General features: G+C 62.3%; 18 protein-coding genes. 9 read left to right on the top strand and 9 right to left on the bottom strand.

The features are described 5' to 3' along the window. Positions 1-53: 53 nt before the first annotated feature. Genes N4Q37_RS13790 through N4Q37_RS13780 form a run of 3 tightly spaced genes read right to left on the bottom strand, consistent with a single transcriptional unit; the run spans position 54 to position 2,082 of the window. Entirely contained in the window at positions 54-347 is a 294-nt protein-coding gene (locus N4Q37_RS13790; protein WP_260958551.1) for a lipid-A-disaccharide synthase N-terminal domain-containing protein, read from the bottom strand. Position 348: 1 nt separating this feature from the next. Next, on the bottom strand, positions 349-1,092 hold the full coding sequence (locus tag N4Q37_RS13785; RefSeq protein ID WP_260958550.1) for a glycosyltransferase family 2 protein: 744 nt from the start codon (positions 1,090-1,092) through the stop codon (positions 349-351). A gap of 18 nt (positions 1,093-1,110) precedes the next feature. Then, entirely contained in the window at positions 1,111-2,082 is a 972-nt protein-coding gene (locus N4Q37_RS13780) for an NAD-dependent epimerase (protein ID WP_260958549.1), read from the bottom strand. A gap of 648 nt (positions 2,083-2,730) precedes the next feature. Here N4Q37_RS13780 and arnB point away from each other — a divergent pair. From arnB to N4Q37_RS13740, 8 genes are read left to right on the top strand one after another with little or no spacing between them, the layout of a single operon-like run. Then, a complete protein-coding gene (gene arnB, locus N4Q37_RS13775) occupies positions 2,731-3,879 on the top strand; it encodes a UDP-4-amino-4-deoxy-L-arabinose aminotransferase (protein ID WP_260958548.1) in 1,149 nt (382 codons plus the stop codon). Then, positions 3,876-4,895, top strand: coding sequence for an undecaprenyl-phosphate 4-deoxy-4-formamido-L-arabinose transferase (gene arnC, locus N4Q37_RS13770; RefSeq protein WP_260958547.1), 1,020 nt, complete (start codon positions 3,876-3,878; stop codon positions 4,893-4,895). Before arnB ends, arnC begins: the two co-directional genes overlap by 4 nt. After that, positions 4,892-6,898, top strand: a complete 2,007-nt coding sequence (gene arnA, locus N4Q37_RS13765) for a bifunctional UDP-4-amino-4-deoxy-L-arabinose formyltransferase/UDP-glucuronic acid oxidase ArnA (protein WP_260958546.1) — start codon at positions 4,892-4,894, stop codon at positions 6,896-6,898. The genes arnC and arnA overlap by 4 nt, the downstream gene beginning before the upstream one ends. Then, a complete protein-coding gene (gene arnD, locus N4Q37_RS13760; RefSeq protein WP_260958545.1) occupies positions 6,898-7,782 on the top strand; it encodes a 4-deoxy-4-formamido-L-arabinose-phosphoundecaprenol deformylase in 885 nt (294 codons plus the stop codon). The genes arnA and arnD overlap by 1 nt, the downstream gene beginning before the upstream one ends. After that, positions 7,779-9,428, top strand: coding sequence for a lipid IV(A) 4-amino-4-deoxy-L-arabinosyltransferase (gene arnT, locus N4Q37_RS13755; RefSeq protein ID WP_260958544.1), 1,650 nt, complete (start codon positions 7,779-7,781; stop codon positions 9,426-9,428). Before arnD ends, arnT begins: the two co-directional genes overlap by 4 nt. Continuing rightward, positions 9,425-9,769 carry a 4-amino-4-deoxy-L-arabinose-phosphoundecaprenol flippase subunit ArnE gene (arnE, locus tag N4Q37_RS13750; protein WP_260958543.1) on the top strand — a complete coding sequence of 115 codons (345 nt, stop codon included), beginning with the start codon at positions 9,425-9,427 and terminating at the stop codon, positions 9,767-9,769. The genes arnT and arnE overlap by 4 nt, the downstream gene beginning before the upstream one ends. Continuing rightward, positions 9,766-10,167 (top strand): 4-amino-4-deoxy-L-arabinose-phosphoundecaprenol flippase subunit ArnF, encoded by a 402-nt coding sequence (arnF, locus tag N4Q37_RS13745; protein ID WP_260958542.1) that lies wholly within the window; start codon positions 9,766-9,768, stop codon positions 10,165-10,167. Before arnE ends, arnF begins: the two co-directional genes overlap by 4 nt. Continuing rightward, a complete protein-coding gene (locus N4Q37_RS13740) occupies positions 10,164-11,540 on the top strand; it encodes a UDP-glucose dehydrogenase family protein (protein WP_260958541.1) in 1,377 nt (458 codons plus the stop codon). Before arnF ends, N4Q37_RS13740 begins: the two co-directional genes overlap by 4 nt. A 4-nt stretch (positions 11,541-11,544) precedes the next feature. Here N4Q37_RS13740 and N4Q37_RS13735 read toward each other — a convergent pair whose 3' ends face one another. Together N4Q37_RS13735 and pssA are read right to left on the bottom strand one after the other, a co-directional pair. Then, positions 11,545-12,561, bottom strand: coding sequence for an AraC family transcriptional regulator (locus N4Q37_RS13735; protein ID WP_260958540.1), 1,017 nt, complete (start codon positions 12,559-12,561; stop codon positions 11,545-11,547). An 11-nt stretch (positions 12,562-12,572) separates the two neighbouring features. Next, a complete protein-coding gene (gene pssA, locus N4Q37_RS13730) occupies positions 12,573-13,916 on the bottom strand; it encodes a CDP-diacylglycerol--serine O-phosphatidyltransferase (RefSeq protein ID WP_260958539.1) in 1,344 nt (447 codons plus the stop codon). A 317-nt stretch (positions 13,917-14,233) separates the two neighbouring features. On the opposite strand from pssA, the gene N4Q37_RS13725 reads away from it, so the two are divergent. Then, positions 14,234-14,635 (top strand): hypothetical protein, encoded by a 402-nt coding sequence (locus N4Q37_RS13725; protein ID WP_260958538.1) that lies wholly within the window; start codon positions 14,234-14,236, stop codon positions 14,633-14,635. 44 nt (positions 14,636-14,679) lie between these two features. On the opposite strand, the gene N4Q37_RS13720 is transcribed toward N4Q37_RS13725, so the two are convergent. The 4 genes from N4Q37_RS13720 to N4Q37_RS13705 form a co-directional block, all read right to left on the bottom strand. Next, positions 14,680-17,103, bottom strand: a complete 2,424-nt coding sequence (locus N4Q37_RS13720; RefSeq protein ID WP_260958537.1) for a TonB-dependent receptor — start codon at positions 17,101-17,103, stop codon at positions 14,680-14,682. Between the two features lie 68 nt (positions 17,104-17,171). Then, entirely contained in the window at positions 17,172-18,116 is a 945-nt protein-coding gene (locus N4Q37_RS13715) for a FecR domain-containing protein (protein ID WP_260958622.1), read from the bottom strand. Beyond that, positions 18,116-18,625, bottom strand: a complete 510-nt coding sequence (locus N4Q37_RS13710) for a sigma-70 family RNA polymerase sigma factor (protein ID WP_260958536.1) — start codon at positions 18,623-18,625, stop codon at positions 18,116-18,118. The genes N4Q37_RS13715 and N4Q37_RS13710 overlap by 1 nt, the downstream gene beginning before the upstream one ends. A 193-nt stretch (positions 18,626-18,818) precedes the next feature. Beyond that, positions 18,819-19,340, bottom strand: coding sequence for an SgcJ/EcaC family oxidoreductase (locus N4Q37_RS13705; protein ID WP_260958535.1), 522 nt, complete (start codon positions 19,338-19,340; stop codon positions 18,819-18,821). Positions 19,341-19,486: the final 146 nt, after the last annotated feature.

The raw sequence follows: 19,486 nt of genomic DNA, 5'->3' as shown, positions 1-19,486 counted from the left end.
CCACCAAGGCCCACAGCTCTAGCCGCGAGGAAACTAATCGTAGCCGCACCGGTTCAGCCCTTCTTCGCCAGTTCGCGGTTTTCCTGTGCCTGATGCTTGGCGATCAATTGCAAGTTGCGCAGGTAGACGATGAAGCCGAAGGACTGGCCGACAATGAATACCGGGTCCTCACGGTAGATGGCATAGGCCAGCAGCAACGCGCTGCCGACGATACTCAAGTACCAGAAGCCCACGGGAATCATGCTGCGCTTCTTGTATTCGCTGTACAGCCATTGCAAGGCAAAACGCCCGGTAAAAGCCAACTGGCCACCGAAACCCACGGCCAGCCACAAGGTTTCTCTGCCCATGTCAGACCTCGATTTCTTGTGCGGTGACGTCCAGGCGCGTGCGTCTTATCAGCCACCACACCCCGAACAGATCGACGATGCCCACCAGGGCCCGGTCGAAGTTGCCATAGTTGGAAACCCCGGCCCCGCGCTCGCGATGATTGACCGGTTGCACCAGCATCCGGCCGTTGTGCCGGCGGATCAGCGCGGGAATGAAACGGTGCATGTGATCGAAATACGGCAGGCGCAGGAACGCCTCGCGCTCGATCAACTTGATGCCGCAGCCGGTATCGGGCGTCTGGTCCTTGAGCAGGCTGGCGCGCAGTTTGTTGGCGAATCGCGAGGCCCAGCGCTTGCTCGCCGTGTCGCGGCGGTTGACCCGGTGCCCCGCCACCAGCTTGACGCCGCCGGGCTGGCCCTCGGAACCGCGCACCAGGTCGAGCATCTTGGGCAAGTCGGCCGGATCGTTCTGGCCATCGCCATCGAGGGTCGCCAACCAATGCCCATGCGCCACTTCGGCGGCGTGGTGAATCGATGTGCTCTGCCCCAGGGAACGGGCGTGGCTGAGCACGCGTAATTGGCGGTAGCCAGCGCCTTGTAGCGCTCGCAATTGCGCGGCGGTGGCGTCGGTACTGCCATCGTCGACCACGATGACTTCAAACGCCTCGTCGGCCAGTGCGGCACGCACTTCTTCCAACAGTGGGACCAGGTTGCCTGCTTCGTTTTTTGCCGGAATCAGGACCGACACGTAAAGGGGGCTATGCATGAGGCTCCAAGAAATGAATTAGACGCGGTAGTAGTGGCGGTACCAGTCGACGAACGACTGCACACCGCTGGCGATCGAAACCTGCGGGCAAAACCCGACGCGAGCCTCCAGCTCATGGGTGTCGGCCCAGGTGTCGACCACATCGCCCGACTGCAACGGCAAGAAGTTCTTGCGCGCGCGGATGCCCAGCGCCTCTTCGAGGTGCTCGATAAACTGCAGCAGGTTGACCGGTGCACCCCGACCGATGTTGTAGACCTTGTACGGCACGCCGGTTTCATCGGTTGGTGGCAACGGCAGCAACCGCACGAGCCCTTCGACGATGTCGTCGATATAAGTGAAGTCGCGGGACATCGCCCCCTCGTTGTAGACGTCGATGGTGCGTCCCTCGAGGATGGCTTCAGTGAACTTGAACGGCGCCATGTCGGGCCTTCCCCACGGCCCATACACGGTGAAAAAACGCAGGCCGGTGGTGGGAATGCCGTACAGATGCGAATACGCGTGGGCCATCAGCTCATTGGCGCGCTTGGTCGCTGCATAGAACGACACCGGCTGGTCGACGGGGTCGTTGGTGGCATACGGCAAGCGCTGGTTCAAGCCGTACACCGAGCTGCTCGAAGCGTAGATCAGGTGCGCCGGGCGTTGGGCGCGGCAGGCCTCCAGCAGGTTGAGAAAACCCACCAGATTGCTTTGCGCATAGATGTCCGGATGGTCGATGGAATAGCGCACACCGGCCTGTGCCGCCAGGTGGATCACCTGCTCGAACGCGTGCTCGGCAAACAACGCCAGCAGCGCCGGTTTGTCGGCCACGTCCAACGCGCGGAAGCGAAAACTACTCCATTCGGCCAGTTGCGCGAGCCGAGCCTGCTTGAGCCCGACGCTGTAGTAATCGTTGAGATTGTCGACACCGACAACCTGATGCCCATCGCGGCAAAGGCGCATGGCCGTATGGAACCCGATGAAACCGGCGGCGCCGGTGACCAGGATTCTCATAAGCCTGGGCCCTTGGCCTGTTTCCCAACGGCATGCCAAGTGCTCGCCTGCAAACCGCCATGGCCGCTACAAAAAACCGTCACTTGCATAGGTTACCTTGATCGATGGCCCAGGTTTCTCCCGCGCCTGCTGGCCTTTTATCAAATGCAAATGACGGTTTTATGATTGAACGATGACGCACCGAGCGACGCTGACAAACAGAGAAAAGCTCTCAACTACGTCCCCCTTGAAGTTGCGCCCAGAACAACAAATTTTTTATTGGGAAGTACTTTCTTCGAACTTTACACCTTCAACGTCGCCCCAAAAAAGGCGGCCACCTCATGTAATACAGAATCAATTATTATTGTAAGAATTTCGCCATTTTTCCTGTGAGCGCCCCACCGAAAAGCCTCGCGCCTGGTTTAGTGAAAAATATTTTATCCAGCGTTTTTTCACACTTCTTTCAAAAAAATGCGCCTAATCTCACTCGATCACAGCCGTTTCGCTGCCCTTGTGTAAGCGTTTGCCTACTCGACTTTTGACGCCAGACATCCACCGTTCTGTTCATTTCAACGCTAACTGTTTGATGCAGCTTTTCTTTTGTCGTCTACGCTGCCGTTGGATCCATGCTTGTTGCCTGGCTACAGGCTTTTCATCTTCGAGGTGTCCATGAGTCAAGCGTTCCTTCCCTTCTCCCGGCCCAGTATTGGCGAGGAGGAAGTTGCCGCCGTAGAACAAGTATTGCGTTCCGGATGGATCACCACCGGCCCGAAAAACCAGCAACTTGAAGAGCAGTTCGCCAACTTTGTCGGTTGTCGCCACGCGGTTGCACTTTCTTCGGCCACTGGTGGCATGCACATCACACTATTGGCATTGGGCATCGGTCCGGGTGACGAAGTGATCACCCCCTCCCAGACCTGGGTGTCCACCGCCAACATGATCTGCCTGTTGGGTGCCACGCCGGTCTTCGTCGATGTGGACCGCCACACCTTGATGAGTGACCTGGCGAGTATCGAAGCGGCGATCACACCGCGCACCAAGGCGATCATTCCGGTGCATTACGCCGGCGCGGCGTTCGACCTCGATCCGCTTTACGCGCTGGCGCAGCGACATGGCATCCCGGTGATCGAAGACGCCGCCCATGCGGCCGGCACCTACTACAAGGGCCGGCATGTCGGGGCCAAGGGCACGGCGATCTTCTCGTTCCACGCGATCAAGAACATGACCTGCGCAGAAGGCGCCATGTTCGTCAGCGACGACGAAGCGCTCGCGACCCGGGTGCGCACGCTCAAGTTCCATGGCCTCGGCGTCGATGCCTACGACCGCCTCACCCATGGCCGCAAGCCCCAGGCCCAGGTAATGGAGCCGGGTTTCAAATACAACCTGGCCGACATCAACGCCGCCATCGCCCTGGTGCAACTGGCGCGGCTGGAAGAGATCAACGCCAAGCGTACCGAACTGGCCAAGGTGTACTTGCAACGGTTGGAAGGCTCCGCGGTGCAACCGCTGGCGATCCCGACCTACCCGCAGCAACATGCCTGGCACCTCTTCGTCTTGCGCATCGATGCCGAGCGCTGCGGACTGGACCGCGAAGCCTTCATGAAAGGCCTGCAGGAGCAGAATATCGGCACCGGCATTCATTTCATCGCCACACACCTGCACACCTACTACCGCCAGCGTTTTCCCAACCTCTACCTGCCCAACACCGAATGGAATTCAGCGCGCCTGTGCTCCATTCCGCTGTTCCCCGACATGACCGTCGCCGACGTGCACCGCGTGGTCGACACCATTGAAAACGTCCTGGACACACGCCCGTGAGACCTTACCCAATCAACTGCGTATCGATCGTGATTCCGGTCTACAACGAAGAGGACAGCTTGCCCGAACTGTTGCGTCGTACCGAGGCGGCTTGTCGGCAACTGCACCACAAGTACGAAATTGTCCTGGTCGACGACGGCAGCCGCGACGATTCGGCGCAGTTGCTCGAGCAAGCCGCATCGCAGCGGGGCAGTCCGTTCGTCGCGGTGATTCTCAACCGGAACTACGGCCAGCACGCGGCAATCATGGCGGGTTTCGAACAGTGCACCGGCGACGTCGTCATTACCCTGGACGCCGACCTGCAGAACCCGCCCGAAGAAATCCCGCGCCTGGTGGCCCAGGCAGAGCTGGGCTACGACGTGGTCGCCACGGTGCGCAGCAACCGCCAGGACTCGGCCCTGCGGCGTTGGCCATCGAAGTTGATCAACCTGGCCGTACGCCGCTCCACCGGGGTGTCCATGAGCGACTACGGCTGCATGCTCCGGGCTTATCGGCGCTCGATTGTCGACGCCATGCTCGCCTGCCGCGAACGCAGCACGTTCATCCCGATCCTGGCCAACAGCTTCGCCCGGCACACCACTGAAATCCCGGTGAACCACGCCGAGCGCGAACATGGGGAGTCCAAGTACAGCCCCATGCGCCTGGTCAACCTGATGTTCGACCTGATCACCTGCATGACCACCACGCCGCTGCGCTTGCTGAGCATCGTCGGCTTCGCCATGGCCGCCCTCGGCGTGTTGTTCGCCATCGCGCTGATCATTCTGCGCCTGGTCTTTGGCGCCGGTTGGGCCGGCGGCGGGACATTCGTGCTGTTCGCCGTGCTGTTCGTCTTCACCGGCGGGCAGTTCATCGGCATGGGGCTCTTGGGCGAATACCTGGGGCGGATGTACAGCGACGTTCGCGCCCGCCCCCGGTTTTTCGTCGAAAAGGTCCTGCGCGGGCAACCCGCCACACCCGCCCCCGCTGTCACCGTTGACGGACTCACTTCCACCTCTACAGACCAGGTTCTTTCATGAGTGCAAAAGCCGTAGTTTTCGCTTATCACGATATTGGCTGCGCGGGCATCGAGACCCTGCTCGGCGCTGGCTTCGAGATCGCCGCCGTGTTTACCCACGCCGACGATCCAAAGGAGAACGCCTTTTACGGTTCCGTGGCGCAACTCTGCGCCCGCAACGGCATTCCCGTCCACGCCCCCGAAGACGCCAACCACCCGCTATGGGTCGAGCGTGTCGCCAAGCTCGACCCCGACTACCTGTTCTCGTTCTATTACCGCCATCTGCTGAGCGAGCCACTGCTGGCAACCGCCCGCAAAGGCGCGTTCAATTTGCATGGTTCGTTGTTGCCGCGATATCGCGGGCGGGCTCCGGCCAACTGGGTGCTGGTCAACGGTGAAACCGAGACCGGGGTGACGCTGCACCGCATGGTCAAGCGCGCCGATGCCGGTGCGATCCTCGCCCAGCAGAAGGTGGTCATCGAACAGAGCGACACCGCACTGACGCTGCACGGCAAACTGCGGGTAGCCGCCACCGACCTGCTGCGTGACACCTTGCCGGCGTTGCTCGCCGGAACCGTCAGCGAGCGGGAACAGGATGAGTCCCAGGCCAGCGTATTCGGCCGGCGCACGGCGGCCGATGGCAAGCTGGCCTGGAAACGTCCAGCCCAGCAATTGTTCAACCTCGTGCGCGCCGTGACCCAGCCGTATCCTGGCGCCTTCTGCGCCGTGGGCGAGCACAAGTTGATCGTCTGGAGCGCGCGAGTCGTGCCAGGTAACGAGGGCCAGGCGCCTGGCCGGGTGATCAGTGTCGATCCGCTGCGCATTGCTTGCGGCGAAGACTCGCTGGTGATCACTGCCGGTCAGCGCAATGACAATGGCTTGTACCTCAGCGGCCCGCAATTGGCCGATGAACTGGGCCTGGTGGACGGCTCCTTGCTTCACGGCGCCGAATCCCGGCGAGCCTCACGCCGTACCCGCGTGCTGATCCTGGGGGTCAACGGCTTCATTGGCAATCACCTGTCCGAACGCCTGCTGCGCGATGACAAGTACGAGGTCTACGGCCTCGACATCGGTTCCGACGCCATCGACCGCTTGCGCAACCATCCGCGTTTTCATTTCGTCGAAGGCGATATCAGCATCCACTCCGAATGGATCGAGTACCACATCAAGAAATGCGACGTGATCCTGCCGCTGGTGGCCATCGCCACGCCGATCGAGTACACCCGCAACCCGTTGCGGGTCTTCGAACTGGATTTCGAAGAGAACCTGAGGCTGGTTCGCTACTGCGTCAAATACAACAAGCGCGTGATCTTTCCGTCGACCTCGGAAGTCTACGGCATGTGCCAGGACAGCAACTTCGACGAAGACACCTCCAACCTGGTGGTCGGCCCGATCAACAAGCAACGCTGGATCTATTCGACGTCCAAGCAGTTGCTTGACCGGGTCATCTGGGCCTACGGCCAGAAAGGCCTGAGTTTCACGCTGTTCCGTCCTTTCAACTGGATGGGCCCACGTCTGGACCGCCTGGACTCGGCGCGGATCGGCAGTTCCCGGGCCATCACCCAACTGATCCTCAACCTGGTGGAAGGCACGCCGATTCGCCTGTTCGACGGCGGCGGGCAAAAACGCTGCTTCACGGACATCGCCGACGGTGTCGAGGCCCTGGCGCGGATCATCGACAACGAAAACGATGCCTGCAACGGGCAGATCATCAACATCGGCAACCCGGATAACGAGGCCAGCATCCGCCAATTGGGCGAGGAGCTGCTGCGGCAGTTCGAAATGCACCCCTTGCGCCACAACTTTCCACCGTTCGCCGGGTTCCGTGAAGTCGAAAGCAAGGCGTTCTATGGCGATGGCTACCAGGACGTGTCGCACCGCAAGCCGAGCATCGACAATGCCCAGCGCCTGCTGGGCTGGACGCCGACCGTGCAGATGCAGGAAACCATCGGCAACACGCTGGACTTCTTCTTGCGCGAGGCCATGCGCGAAGTCGCGGAACGTGCCACAGAAGAAGCCTGCTGATGCGGGCAGGCCTTCGAATCGATGTCGACACCTACCGCGGCACGCGTGACGGCGTACCACGGTTGCTGGACATGCTCGAGGAAGCGCAGGTCAAGGCAACGTTTTTCTTCAGTGTCGGGCCGGACAACATGGGGCGCCATCTGTGGCGCCTGATCCGGCCGCGGTTCCTATGGAAGATGTTGCGCTCCAACGCCGCCGGGTTGTACGGCTGGGACATCCTGCTGGCCGGCACCGCCTGGCCTGGCAAGCCCATCGGTCGCGATCTCGGACACCTGATGCGCCAGGCCCGGGCCGCCGGTCATGAAGTGGGCCTGCATGCCTGGGATCACCACGCCTGGCAGGCCAATGCCGGGTGCTGGAACCAGCGGCAACTGATCGAACAGCTTCGCCTGGGCGTGGACAGCCTCAGCGACATCCTCGGGGAAAAAGTCGAGTGCTCCGCAGCGGCCGGTTGGCGGGCGGATGAGCGCGTGATCGAGGCCAAGCAGGCGTTCGGCTTTCGCTACAACAGCGATTGCCGTGGCCGCAGCCTGTTCCAACCGTTGCTAGCCGGGGGCAGCGCGGGCGCGCCGCAGATCCCGGTGGACTTGCCGACCTTCGATGAGGTGGTCGGGCCAGCGCTGGCGGCCAGCGACTACAACGCTTTTATCCTGCAGCGCTTCGCCCCTGAAAGGCTCAACGTCTACACGATCCACGCCGAAGTAGAAGGAATTTTGATGGCGAACGATTTCCGTCGTCTGCTGGCCGACGCGCGCCAGCAAGGCATAGTGTTTCAACCCCTGGGCGCGCTGCTGCCCGAAGTTCCCGCCACCTTGCCGACCGGCCAGGTGGTGCGCGGCACCCTCGAAGGACGCGAAGGTTGGCTGGGGGTGCAAGGGGCATGAGCAAACGCTGGGGTTTACCGCTGCTGCTGGGGTTGTTCCTGTTGGCCTACCTGCTGCCGCTGGGCAGCCATGGGTTGTGGATTCCCGATGAAACACGCTACGCGCAGATCAGCCAGGACATGTTGCTGAGCGGCAACTGGGTCTCGCCGCATTTCATGAGCCTGCGCTACTTCGAAAAACCGGTGGCCGGTTACTGGATGATTGCCCTGGGCCAGGGCGTGTTCGGCAACAACCTGTTTGGCGTGCGCATCGCCTCGGCCCTCAGCATCGGGCTCAGCGTGCTGCTGTGCTACCTGCTTGCCCGCAGGCTCTGGAGCGACCCGCGCAAAAGCTTTGCCTGCGCCTTGCTGTACATGAGCTTCACGGTGATTGCCGGTGCGTCAGGCTACGCCAACCTCGATCCGCAATTCACCCTCTGGGTCAACCTGAGCCTGGTGGCCTTGTGGTTCGCGCTGGACAGCGTCACACGCAGCCAACGGCTGATCGGCTGGACGGTCTTGGGGCTGGCCTGTGGCATGGGTTTCCTGACCAAAGGCTTTCTCGCCTGGTTGCTACCGGTACTCATCGCCCTGCCCTGGATGGTCTGGCAAAAGCGCTGGCGCGAGTTGTTGACCTATGGTCCATGGGCCATTGTCGTGGCCATCGCCGTCAGCCTGCCCTGGGCCCTGGCGATCCATGGGCAAGAACCGGACTACTGGCGGTTCTTCTTCTGGCATGAACACATCCGCCGCTTCGCCGGGGACGACGCCCAGCATGATGCGCCATGGTGGTACTACCTGCCGCTGCTGGTGGCGTTCAGCCTACCGTGGATGGCGCTGTTGCCAGCGGCGTTGCGCCAGGCCTGGCAAACACGGCGTGAGGCGAACATCGCGTTCCTGTCGTTGTGGCTGTTGATGCCCCTGCTGTTCTTCAGCCTCAGCAAAGGCAAATTGCCCAGCTACATCTTGCCTTGCCTGCTGCCGTTGTCCTTGCTATTGGGGCACACCCTGGTGGAGCGGCTGAAGCTCGACCAGCGCCGAACCCTTGGACTCAACGGGTTGCTGAACCTGACCCTGGGCCTGGTCGCCCTGATGGCCCTGGCCTATCTGCAACTGAAAAAGCCGCTGTATGTCCATGAACCCTACACGCTGCTGCTGGTGTTCATGGCCTTGATCGGCTGGGTCGTGGCAAACCTGCTGCAAGTCCTCAGCCCGTTGCAATGCTGGGCGGCGCCTGCGTTCGGCAGTCTGTTGTTGATGGCGTTGCTGCCGGCTGGGCTGCCGCGCTCGGTGGTCGCCAACAAGATGCCTGACCAGTTCGTCGCCGCTCACTTGGAAGAACTCAGCCAGGTCAACCACCTGTTGAGTAATGACCTCGGAGCCGCATCGGCCTTGGCTTGGCGTCTCGAACGTCCACAAGTGGCGTTGTACAACACCATAGGCGAGCTCAAGTACGGCCTGGCCTACCCTGACGGCATCCAGCAGCGAGTCGACCCGCCCCAGGTGCAGCAGTGGATGCACGAGGCGCGGCGCAACGGCTCGGTCGGCGTGCTCATGCGCGTCAAGGGTGACGAAGAACTGCAGGAAATCGAACGGCTGCCCCAGGACGGCGTGCGTTATGAAAGCGGCAACCTGGTCATTCTGATTTTCCCCCGGGAGCCGTCATGAGCCTGTTGCTGTTACTGCTCGCCTGCGCTCTGACGTGCCTGGGCCAGATTGCCCAGAAGTGCGCCATCGAAGGCTGGCGCGGCCAGTCGACAGGCTGGCGCGGGAAACTGCGTTCGCCATGGTTGTGGCTGGCGCTGGCCGCATTGGCCGGTGGCCTGCTGGTATGGCTGCTGGTGCTGCAACGCCTGGAAGTTGGCATCGCCTACCCAATGCTGAGCCTGAATTTCGTGTTGATCACCCTGATCGCCCGGTTCGTTTTCCACGAGACCGTCGACCGTCGCCATTGGCTGGGCGTCGCCCTGGTACTGGGTGGCGTCGTGCTGCTGGGGCAACAGGCATGAACCTGCGTCGCGGCATCCTGTTTGCGCTGGGCAGCGTGGCGCTCGTCAGCGCCGCGCAATTGGGCCTGCGCTGGAGCATGAGTCGCCTGCCGCTGCCCAGTGCCTGGCCTGGCACCAGCGTCGATCCGCTCGCACTGGCCGTGGTCCTGCTGGGGATCTGCGCCTATGCCTTGTCGATGCTCAGCTGGTTGCTGGCCCTGCGGGACCTGCCGTTGGGTCGCGCCTATTCGCTGCTGAGTATCAGCTACGCGCTGGTGTACCTGCTCGCCGCCGCGCTCCCGGCCTTCAACGAAACGTTCAGCCTGAGCAAAAGCCTGGGGGTGGCCTTGGTCATCCTTGGCGTCCTCACCATCAATTTTCGACCTGTCCCTGCGACGGACCCCAGGAGTGCGTCATGAAAATCAGTGTATTCGGTAGCGGCTATGTCGGCCTTGTCCAGGCCACCGTCCTGGCGGAAGTGGGGCACGACGTCATCTGCATGGACATCGACGCCGGTAAAGTCGCGGCCCTCAATCATGGGCAGGTCAGCATTTTCGAACCTGGCCTGGCGGACCTGGTGAAAGAGAACCTGGCGGACGGACGCTTGCATTTCACCTGCGAGGAAGCGCTGGCCGTGGAGCACGGCGAAGTGTTGTTCATTGCCGTGGGTACGCCGTCGCGTCCCGATGGCTCGGCGGACCTGAGCGGTGTGTTCGCCGTCGGCGACGCCATCGCCCGGCATCGCAGCAAACCCGTCATCGTCGTCGAGAAATCCACGGTACCGGTCGGCACCGGGGATGCCTTGGGCGATCGGATCGACCAGACCTTGCGACGCGCGGGTCGGACATTGGATTTCGATATCGTTTCCAACCCGGAGTTTCTCAAGGAAGGCTCGGCTGTGGCCGACTGCCGGCGTCCAGACCGCATTGTCATCGGTTGCGAGCGCGATGAAGTACGCGAGGTGATGCGCGAATTGTACGCACCGTTCAATCGCAACCATGACCGGATCATGTTCATGGACCTGCGCAGCGCCGAGCTGACCAAGTACGCCGCCAATTGCATGCTGGCGACCAAGATCAGCTTCATCAACCAGATCGCCGAGCTGGCCGAGCACCTGGGGGCCGACGTCGAATCCGTGCGCCTGGGCATCGGTGCCGATTCACGCATCGGTTATGACTTTATCTACGCCGGCTGCGGGTATGGCGGCTCGTGCTTTCCCAAGGACATGCGCGCCCTGATCCATAGCGCCCAGCAGGCCCAGTGCTCCAATGATCTGCTGCAAGCCGTGGAAGCGATCAACCAGCGACAGAAACACAAGCTGTTCGAGCGCATCAACGCGTTCTACAAGGGCGACCTGCGCGGCAAGACCTTCGCCGTGTGGGGCCTGGCGTTCAAGCCCAACACCGACGACATGCGCGACGCCCCCAGTCGCGTGCTCATGGAGGCCCTGTGGGAAGTCGGTGCCCATGTCCGGGCTTTCGATCCCGAGGCGATGCAGCAGACCCAATCGCTGTACCAGGACCACCCCGGCCTGAGTCTGATGGGCACGCCGGAAGCGACCTTGAGCGGTGCCGATGCGCTGATCGTCTGCACTGAGTGGCAGCAATTCAAGGCACCGGATTTCGACCTGATCCACAAACGGCTCAAAGCCCCGGTGATCTTCGATGGACGCAACCTGTATGACGCCGAGCGCCTGGCCCAGCGGGGGTTCCAGTACTTCCCGATGGGGCGCGGCGATTCGTGCAGGCTGCCGATCCCGCATCAGAAATGGACGGCCCGGATCGCCAGCTGACGCCTCACGCAGGTTCGTTGAGAATCAGGCTGCGATAGTGCCCCGGATTGGAGCCGGACCACTTGCGAAACGCCTTGTAGAAGGAGCTGGCATCGGCGAAGCCCAGGCGGCTGGCAATCTCGACGAAACTGATGGAGGGCTCGGCCAGCCAACCGATCGCCAGTTCCTTGCGCACGCTGTCCTTGATGCCCTGGTAGGTCTGGCCCTCCTCCGCCAGGCGTCGGCGCAAGGTGGAAGCAGACACGCACAGCTGCTGGGCCAGGGCTTCGGTTTCCGGCCAGCGTTCGGCGGGCAACTGGCGCAGGTCGTGCCTGATGCGGCTGGCCAGGCTTTGCGGGTCGCGGTATTTGACCAGGATATTGGCGGGCGCCTGGGCCAGGAAACGCTGGAGTTCGTCCGAAGTGCGCCTGATGGGCTGATCCAGGCAGTCGGCGGAAAAGATCATCCGCGTGCGCGGTCGGTCGAAGCGCAGGTTCTGGGAAAACATCACCCGGTAATCGTCACAGAAATCCGGCGCCGGACAGCGCAGCTCCACCGCCAGGATCGGGATGCGCCGCCCGGCCAGCCAACAGGCCACGCCGTGGACGATCATCCAATAAGTGAAGTAGGTAAAGGCCCGGCGCGGGGCCTTGTCGTCCTCCAGCAAGACGATCTCGGCCAGGCTCTGCTGGCGCACCCACTGTGCCGGCAAGTGTTCGAGCATCAGCGAGAGGAAGCCCAGCCCCGCCGTCAACCCCGCCGCCAGCGTCGGCTGGGCCATGGCGCACTGGCAGAGAAACGCCAGGCTGCCGGCCTTGAGCTTGCGCGGGTCCATGCCAAAGAACTCATCATCCAGACGCCTTGCCAGCAAACGCCAGAGCCGCGCATAGGCATGGGCTGGCACACGCGCCTGGGGATCGTCGAGCCACCCGGGATCGATGCCGACCTTACCCAGCACTTCATGGGTGGCCGGTCCCGGGGGGCAGCTTTGCAGCAACGCCTCACGGACCAACTGGATGGAGATGGTGTCTTTTTCCGACATGACGCGCCTGATCACAGGATCCGGTAAAGCAGTCGCTCGATCCGCACCCGACTGACCCGCTTGAGGAACTTGGCCACCGCCGCCGGATAATCCGGCAGGCTTTCTAGGTCCTGGAAACGCCCGATCCGACGGGTGTGTCCCATGATCCGTTCAAGCTCGGCCTGGCGCGGTGCAAGCCACTCCCCCTTGGGATCGTCCAGCAACAGGGCGTTCTCCAGGTCCAGGCGAAAGGCCCGTGGGTTGAGGTTGTTGCCAGTCAGCAAGGTGTAACGCTCGTCGACCCACATGCCCTTGAGGTGATAGCTGTTGTCGCCATCGCGCCAGAGATGCAGGTTCAATTGCCCGCTGTCGATGAAACGCTGGTGCCGCTTGGCGAAGCGTCGCAGGCTGATTTCATAGAGATACGGCAACGCGGCGATGATCTTGAACGGCTCGCTCGGCGGGATGAAGAAGTCGTTGGCGGTCTTGTCCCCGACGATGATGTCGATCTTCACGCCTCGCGCCAACGCACGGTTCAGCTCTCGGGTCACGGCCAGGGGCAGGTTGAAATACGGCGTGCAGATAGTCAGTTGCCGGCGGCTGCTGGCGATCAGCTCGCCGATCGCCCGGCTCAACGGGTTGTTCTTGCCCACGCCCAGCAACGGGCTCACCGACAGGCCGCTCTTGTCGAGGCTGCCGGCGGTGGTGTCATACGCCGCGTACTTGAGGCGACTGCGCAGGTCGCCGATGTCCTTGCGCAGGCTGCGGGTGGTGGGAAGGTTCGGCAGGTCGAGACGGTGCACGGCCCTGGAAGCGACCAGGCCGTGCTGCACCAGATGATGCATCGAGTCGGCCAGCGCCGCGTTGTGCAGCAGGTGATAGCGGTCGTAGCGATACTTGTCGAACTTGTGCAGGTACACGTTATTGAGGCTGGCACCGCTGTACAGCACGCAATCGTCGATCACGAAACCCTTCAAGTGCAACACGCCGAACAGTTCGCGGGTCTGCACTGGCACGCCGTAGATCGGCACTTCGCTGGCATGGGAACGGGTCTGATCCTGGTACCACGCCGAGTTGCCCGGCTGCTTCTTGGCGCCGATCAGCCCACGCTGGGCTCGCATCCAGTCCACAACGACCGCCACGTCCAGTTCGGGACGTGCGGCTTTGGCGGCGTGCAAGGCATCGAGAATTTCCTGGCCGGCCTCATCCTCTTGCAGGTACAGGGCGACGATGTAGATGCGCTGGGTGGCCTGGGCGATTCTCTCCAGCAGGCAACGGCGAAACTCGGCGGCGCCATCGAGGATGGTCACCGCTTCGGCGGTCAGGGCGAAGCTGCGCAGCTTGGGCAGCAGGGAGCGTTTGAAGAGCGACGGCATAGGGCTCGCAATAGGTCGGTTCCGAAGAGCGGATGAGCTTACACCATGAAACGTCGATTTGTGTCTGTGGGGCCAAGCTCTGCTCATAGGAAAAACAGTGCTGACCCAGATCTACAGCATCTATGTGCTCGACCGGGGGCACCGGCTCAGCGGCCGTGTCGTTGCTGGAGGTCGAGGGCACCCTGACAGTGGCTTCGATCGACGGTGATAGACCGGCGGCCCATGGCGAGGGTTGACCGCCGGGTCGCCAGGCATCACATTGCATGAGCGCCCATTTGCACGAGGCCGTTCGTTGTGTTGCAGACGTTGTGGAGCTTATGACTGCGTCGATTCCGATTCGCCCCCCCTGCCCGCCCGGCGTTTGTGATTGCGGGCGCGACGCGTTGTTGCAGGCGCCTGGCAGCGACCTGCGCATCCTCTGCCTGAACCGCCAGGAAGAAAAACGCCTGCTCGAACGGCTGGAGAACATCCAGAGCCTCGATGAGCTGGAGCGTTTGCAGCAGCGAATGCTCGAGAACCTGGGGATCCGCGTGACCATCGAACCCGGCTACAACGAGGTCCGCACCATGCGCGGCATCGCCATCGAGTTCCAGGAACAACCCGGCCTGTGTCGCAAGATCCGCCAGTCGATCCCGGCGGCGATCCGGCGCGGGTTGGAAAAGCGCCCCGAAATCGCCTGGCGACTGCTGGACGCTCACGACCTGTTTCGCGACGCCTGACGGTCAGCCCGTTGGTTGGGGGTGCTCGGGCTAAGCATCTTTTCTTAGAAATCCACAGTGGCCGATAGTACGTAGGTACGCGGCGTCGACAGGGTCAGGCCCGGCTCACTGTCATCCGAGGCGCCGGCCGAACTCCAATAGCGTTTGTCCGCCACGTTCTCGACGTTGGCCCGCAGGGTGATGTTCTTTTCATCGACCTTGAAACCGTAGCGTGCCCCCACGTCCATGCGCACCCAGGAATCGATTTCCTTGGTGTTGGCCTGGTCCAGGTACTGCGCGCTGGAATAGATGCCGCGACTGGTCAGGGTCAGGCCCTGGACAGTCGGCACGTCCCACTCGGCACCCAGGTTGACGTTGTATTTCGGTGTCGCAGGTGCCCGGTTGCCGTCGAACGTGCCGCCGGTGGTGTCGGTCAGTTCGCTGTCGATATACATCACACCGCCAAGCAGGCGGGTGCCCTTCACGGGTTCACCGAACACGCTCAGCTCCACCCCGGTGTTCTCGCGCTTGCCGTTCGGACCGAAGACGAGGGTCGTGGTGTCGGTTGCGTAGGCCGGTTGCTTGATACGGAACACCGCGGCGGTCACGGCGAACGGACCGGCATCGTACTTGGCACCGAGCTCGACCTGGCGGCTGATGAACGGGGGGAAAATCTCATCCTCGTTGATCGAGGTCGACGGCGCGATCTTGCCCTGGCTCAGGCCTTCCATGTAGTTGGCATACAGCGACAGTTTGTCGGTGGCCTTGAACAGGATGCCGCCCGACGGCGAGACTTTTTCCTCATCGTAGGCGGTACGGCCTTTGACGCCGTCCGACCAGTCGTCAACCTCCACCCGCTGCCAGCGAGCGCCCAGGGTCAGCAGAAGGCGGTCTTCGAAAAAGCCCAAGGTGTCCGACAACGCCACGCCGCTGAAGTGGTTCTCGGTGTAGACCTTAGGGTCGGGACGCACGATGACACTCGGAGTCGGCGTTTGCACCGGGTTATACAGGTTGCTGTTGGTCTGTCCGTAGCGGGCGCCGCCGTTGGTAAAGTCCATGTAGAAATAGCTGGCGGCCAGGTTGACCTCATGGCTCACCGGGCCGGTGTGGAACCAGTTGCGCACCCCCACGTTGGCTGTCCGGACACTTTCATCCCGGGTGAAGTCACGGGGCTGGACACGAAAATCACCGGCCGCATTGAGCACCGAAACAGCATGGCGGAGGAACTCGTGGTTACTTTCACGCGCCCCGACACCGCCGTACAGCATGACCGAGTCGCTTACGTCGTACTCGGCATTCACCGCTCCAAACGTGTCCTTGGTGCGCGCCTTGCTCCACGATTGCGCATAGTTGCGACGCACATCACTGGCATGGGGAACCGGCGCGGCGGCGGCAACCTGCACCCGCTCCTGCGGCGCATCGGTATCGCGCTCGGTGCGACCAATATCCGTTGACAACCGCAGGCGTTCGCCGCGGAAATCCAGGCCCAGCACGGCCATCTCGCGGTCCACGCTCTGGTGGTCCCATTCGGTATCGCCAGACTGCTTCACGCCATTGAAGCGAATGCCGAACTTGTTGTCCTCACCAAAGCGCCGGCCCACGTCCACGGCACCGCCGATCTGGTTCTCCGAGGCATAGCTGCCAGTGAACGAGGTGATGGGCTTGTCGGTGGCACGCTTGGGCACCACGTTGATCCCGCCCCCCACGCTGCCCCGTGGCGAAATACCATTGATCAGTTGGCTCGGCCCCTTGAGGATGTCGACCCGATCGGCCATTTCCATGTCGATCGTATAGGTTGGCAGCACACCGTACAGACCGTTATAGGAAACGTCACTGTTGAACAGGCTGAAGCCACGGATGGTGAACTGCTCATAACGCCCGCCCGCCGGGTTGGTGGAACGCACGGAAGGGTCGCTGGCGATCAAGTCGCCGAGGGTACGGGCCTGCTGGTTCTTGACCGTCTCGCTGGTATAGGTGGTCATGCTGAACGGCGTTTCCATGAAATCCCGCGACCCCAGCAAGCCTTGCGAACCACGACGGGCAACCTGGCCGCCGGCATAAGCCTCGCCCTGTGTCTCGTTCGCGGAGCCATAAATCGAAGTGGAGGCCAGTTGCAGGCTGGTGCCTTCGGGTGCCGGGGTCAGCATGTAGGCCTGTTCGCCCACGGGCTGCAACTGCAGGCCCGAACCCTGCAACAGCCGGGCAAAGCCCTCCTCCACGCCATACTCGCCGGACAGCCCGGCGCTGTTGCGACCGCTCACCAGGGCTGGGTCCACCGACAGGTTGACGCCCGCCAGCCCCGCAAAGCGGGTCAGCGCCGCGCTCAGGCTGCCGGCTGGCACCTGGTAGCTGCGCCGGACAGTTTCCTCGGCAAAGCTGGACGAGATGAAAAAGGGGCCGGCGCTCAGGCTCAGCAGGAGACTCAGGTTCAGCAGCGGACGCCATCCGGCCTGGGCCGGGCGCAAACGCAGAGGGACTACTGTCGACATTGCAGATAGCTCGCATTTTTTGTTCAGTTGCCTTGAATGACAAGCGAGACAAAAAAAGGGGACAGGCTTCAGGCAATCTTTTTGCGAAGCGTAAGGGTGACCCAATAACGGGTGCGGGTTTGTACGTCCAGCGGCAAGCTGGCAGAGAGCAGCGCGAGGATCCGATCGGTGTTTTCCAGGCGAAAGCTGCCTGTCACCCGCAACGTTTCCAGGGCCTGCTCCCAGCGCAACACGCCAGGGCGATAACGGCCCAGTTCACGCAGGAAAACGCCAAGAGGCTGGTTTTGCGCCACCAGCACGCCGTCGCGCCAACCCAGCTGTGCCACATCGAAAGTGCCCACCGGCCCCGTGCCTGAAGCCTGGAAGGTGACTTGCTCGCCCTCCTCCAGTGTCAGCGACGGTCCTTGCAGGGGTTGCAACTGCACCGCGCCGCTGGCCACCGACACCCGGCAATCACGCTCATGCAGGCGCACGCAGACTTCGCCACGACTGACTGTAATGAGCCCATAAGGGGCCTCGATGACCAGCGGTGCAGTGCCTGTGACCTTGAGGGCCATTTCACCGCGCAGCAGTACCAGGCGCCGCGCCTTGGGATCCAGGTCCAACGCGCTGTCGGTGTTCAGTTGCAACGAATTGCCATCGGCCAGCGACCACCGTCGCTGTTCCCCCGTGGCGGTGCGCAGGTCGGCGCGCCAGATCTCCAGCGGCAGCTCTCGCCCCAGCCACCAGGCGGTTGGCAGCAGCGCAGCGACTCCCAATGCACGCTTGAGCGCGGCGCGCCGGCTCATTGCCGGGCGGTCCAGAGTCGCCATGCCCAAGGACGCCGGGACAGCGGCGAACCGTTGACGCAAGCGCTGGGCCTTTTGCCAGGCGGCTTCATGCAGGGCATTGCTGTCCCGCCAACTCTGCAGCGCTGCGCCGTCGAAGTCGTCCCCGTGGCACTCCATCATCGCCAGCCAGCGGGCCGCTGCCCTGGCGACTTCCCGGGCCTCAGGCGATGGAGCCGGGCGAATCAAAAGTCCACCAGCAGGCAGTGTTCATAGGCTTGGGCCATGTAGCGCTTGACGGTGCGCTCGGACACCTGCAGACGCTCGGCAATCTCCCGGTAGCCCAGGCCTTCGAGCTGGCTCCATAAAAAGGCCCGCCGCACCACGGGCGGCAGGCCATCGAGCAGTTCGTCCAGGGCTTGCAGGGTTTCCAGCAACAACCAGCGCTCCTCCGGCGACGGCACGCAGGCTTCTGGCAGGCTCGCCAGGGCATCGAGATAGGCTTGCTCGACGTTGCGACGGGTATGGAAGTTGCTCAGCAGGCGCTTGCCGATCGTCAGCAGATAGGCGCGAGGCTCATGCAGCTCGGCCGGCATCTGGGCGCTGGCCAGCACCCTCAGGAAGGTGTCCTGGCGCAAGTCCGCCGCATCCCAGGCATTGCCCATGCGCCGCCGCAACCAGCCTTCCAGCCAACTGCCGTGGTCACGGTATAACGCATGTAGGGAGTGCTCGTTCGGCGTCGCTGCGTCAAACATGTCAAGAAGCCTTGCGCAAGGAATGTCTCAAATGAGACTGATTCTAATTAATGCTTGTGGGCTAATCCAAGCGCTTTGTGCAGCGGAATAGGTAAATCCTGAAAAAGATGAAGCTGGACTGCCGCGCAGCCCAGCTCCGGAACCCCCTTCTACAGGGGATGGTGTACGCCAGACGCCGACGGCAAGCCCATTGTCATTTGCTGGCGTGCAGCGTCTTCGCCGCCTCGGGCATGGCCGAGGAGTGATGGTTGATGATCTTCCACTGCCCGTCGAGACGCTCGTAGAGGAAGGTGTAGCGCGCCTGGACGTCGCGTTTGGACCCATCGGCATTGGTCAGGGTGAAGGTGTAGACCCCGCTGTCCATTGCCGCGTCGGGCCCCAGGTGACGGATCTCCCGGTAGTTGATCTGACCGACCGGCTTGCCTGCCAGGAAATGCTCGAAGTAATCCTGGATCTGCGCCGGCGTACTACGTACTTTGTTGGACACGGTCGGTTGCAAAATCGCATCCGGGGCATAGAGCGCCGTCACGGCTTTGGCGCTGCCTGTTTGCAGGGTGGCGTTCCAGCGATCGAACAGGCCGGCGATTTCCCGGTCCTTCACGTTGCTGGGCTGTTCGGCCACGGTGCGATACACGTAAGGTGTGACGTCAGCGGCATGGGCAAACGGAGCGGCCAGCAGAAAAAAAGCAGCCATGGCACAGGTTTTCATTTTCATCGAAGCGTTCCTTTGGGTTTCAATGCCTGTACTTTGCCGGCCCACGCGGCCCGCGCCATCGGCCAACCGGTGCACATTACCTATGCCGATCGGCAGATAGGCCCGATGTCGATGGCGGAGTCTAATGGGTTCGCCGATTACCGGAC

The sequence above is a fragment of the Pseudomonas citri genome (genome assembly GCF_025336485.1).
Classification (GTDB): Bacteria; Pseudomonadota; Gammaproteobacteria; order Pseudomonadales; family Pseudomonadaceae; genus Aquipseudomonas; species Aquipseudomonas citri.
The sequence above is the reverse complement of the archived record's forward strand: the minus strand, read 5'-3'. Positions and strand labels throughout refer to the sequence as shown.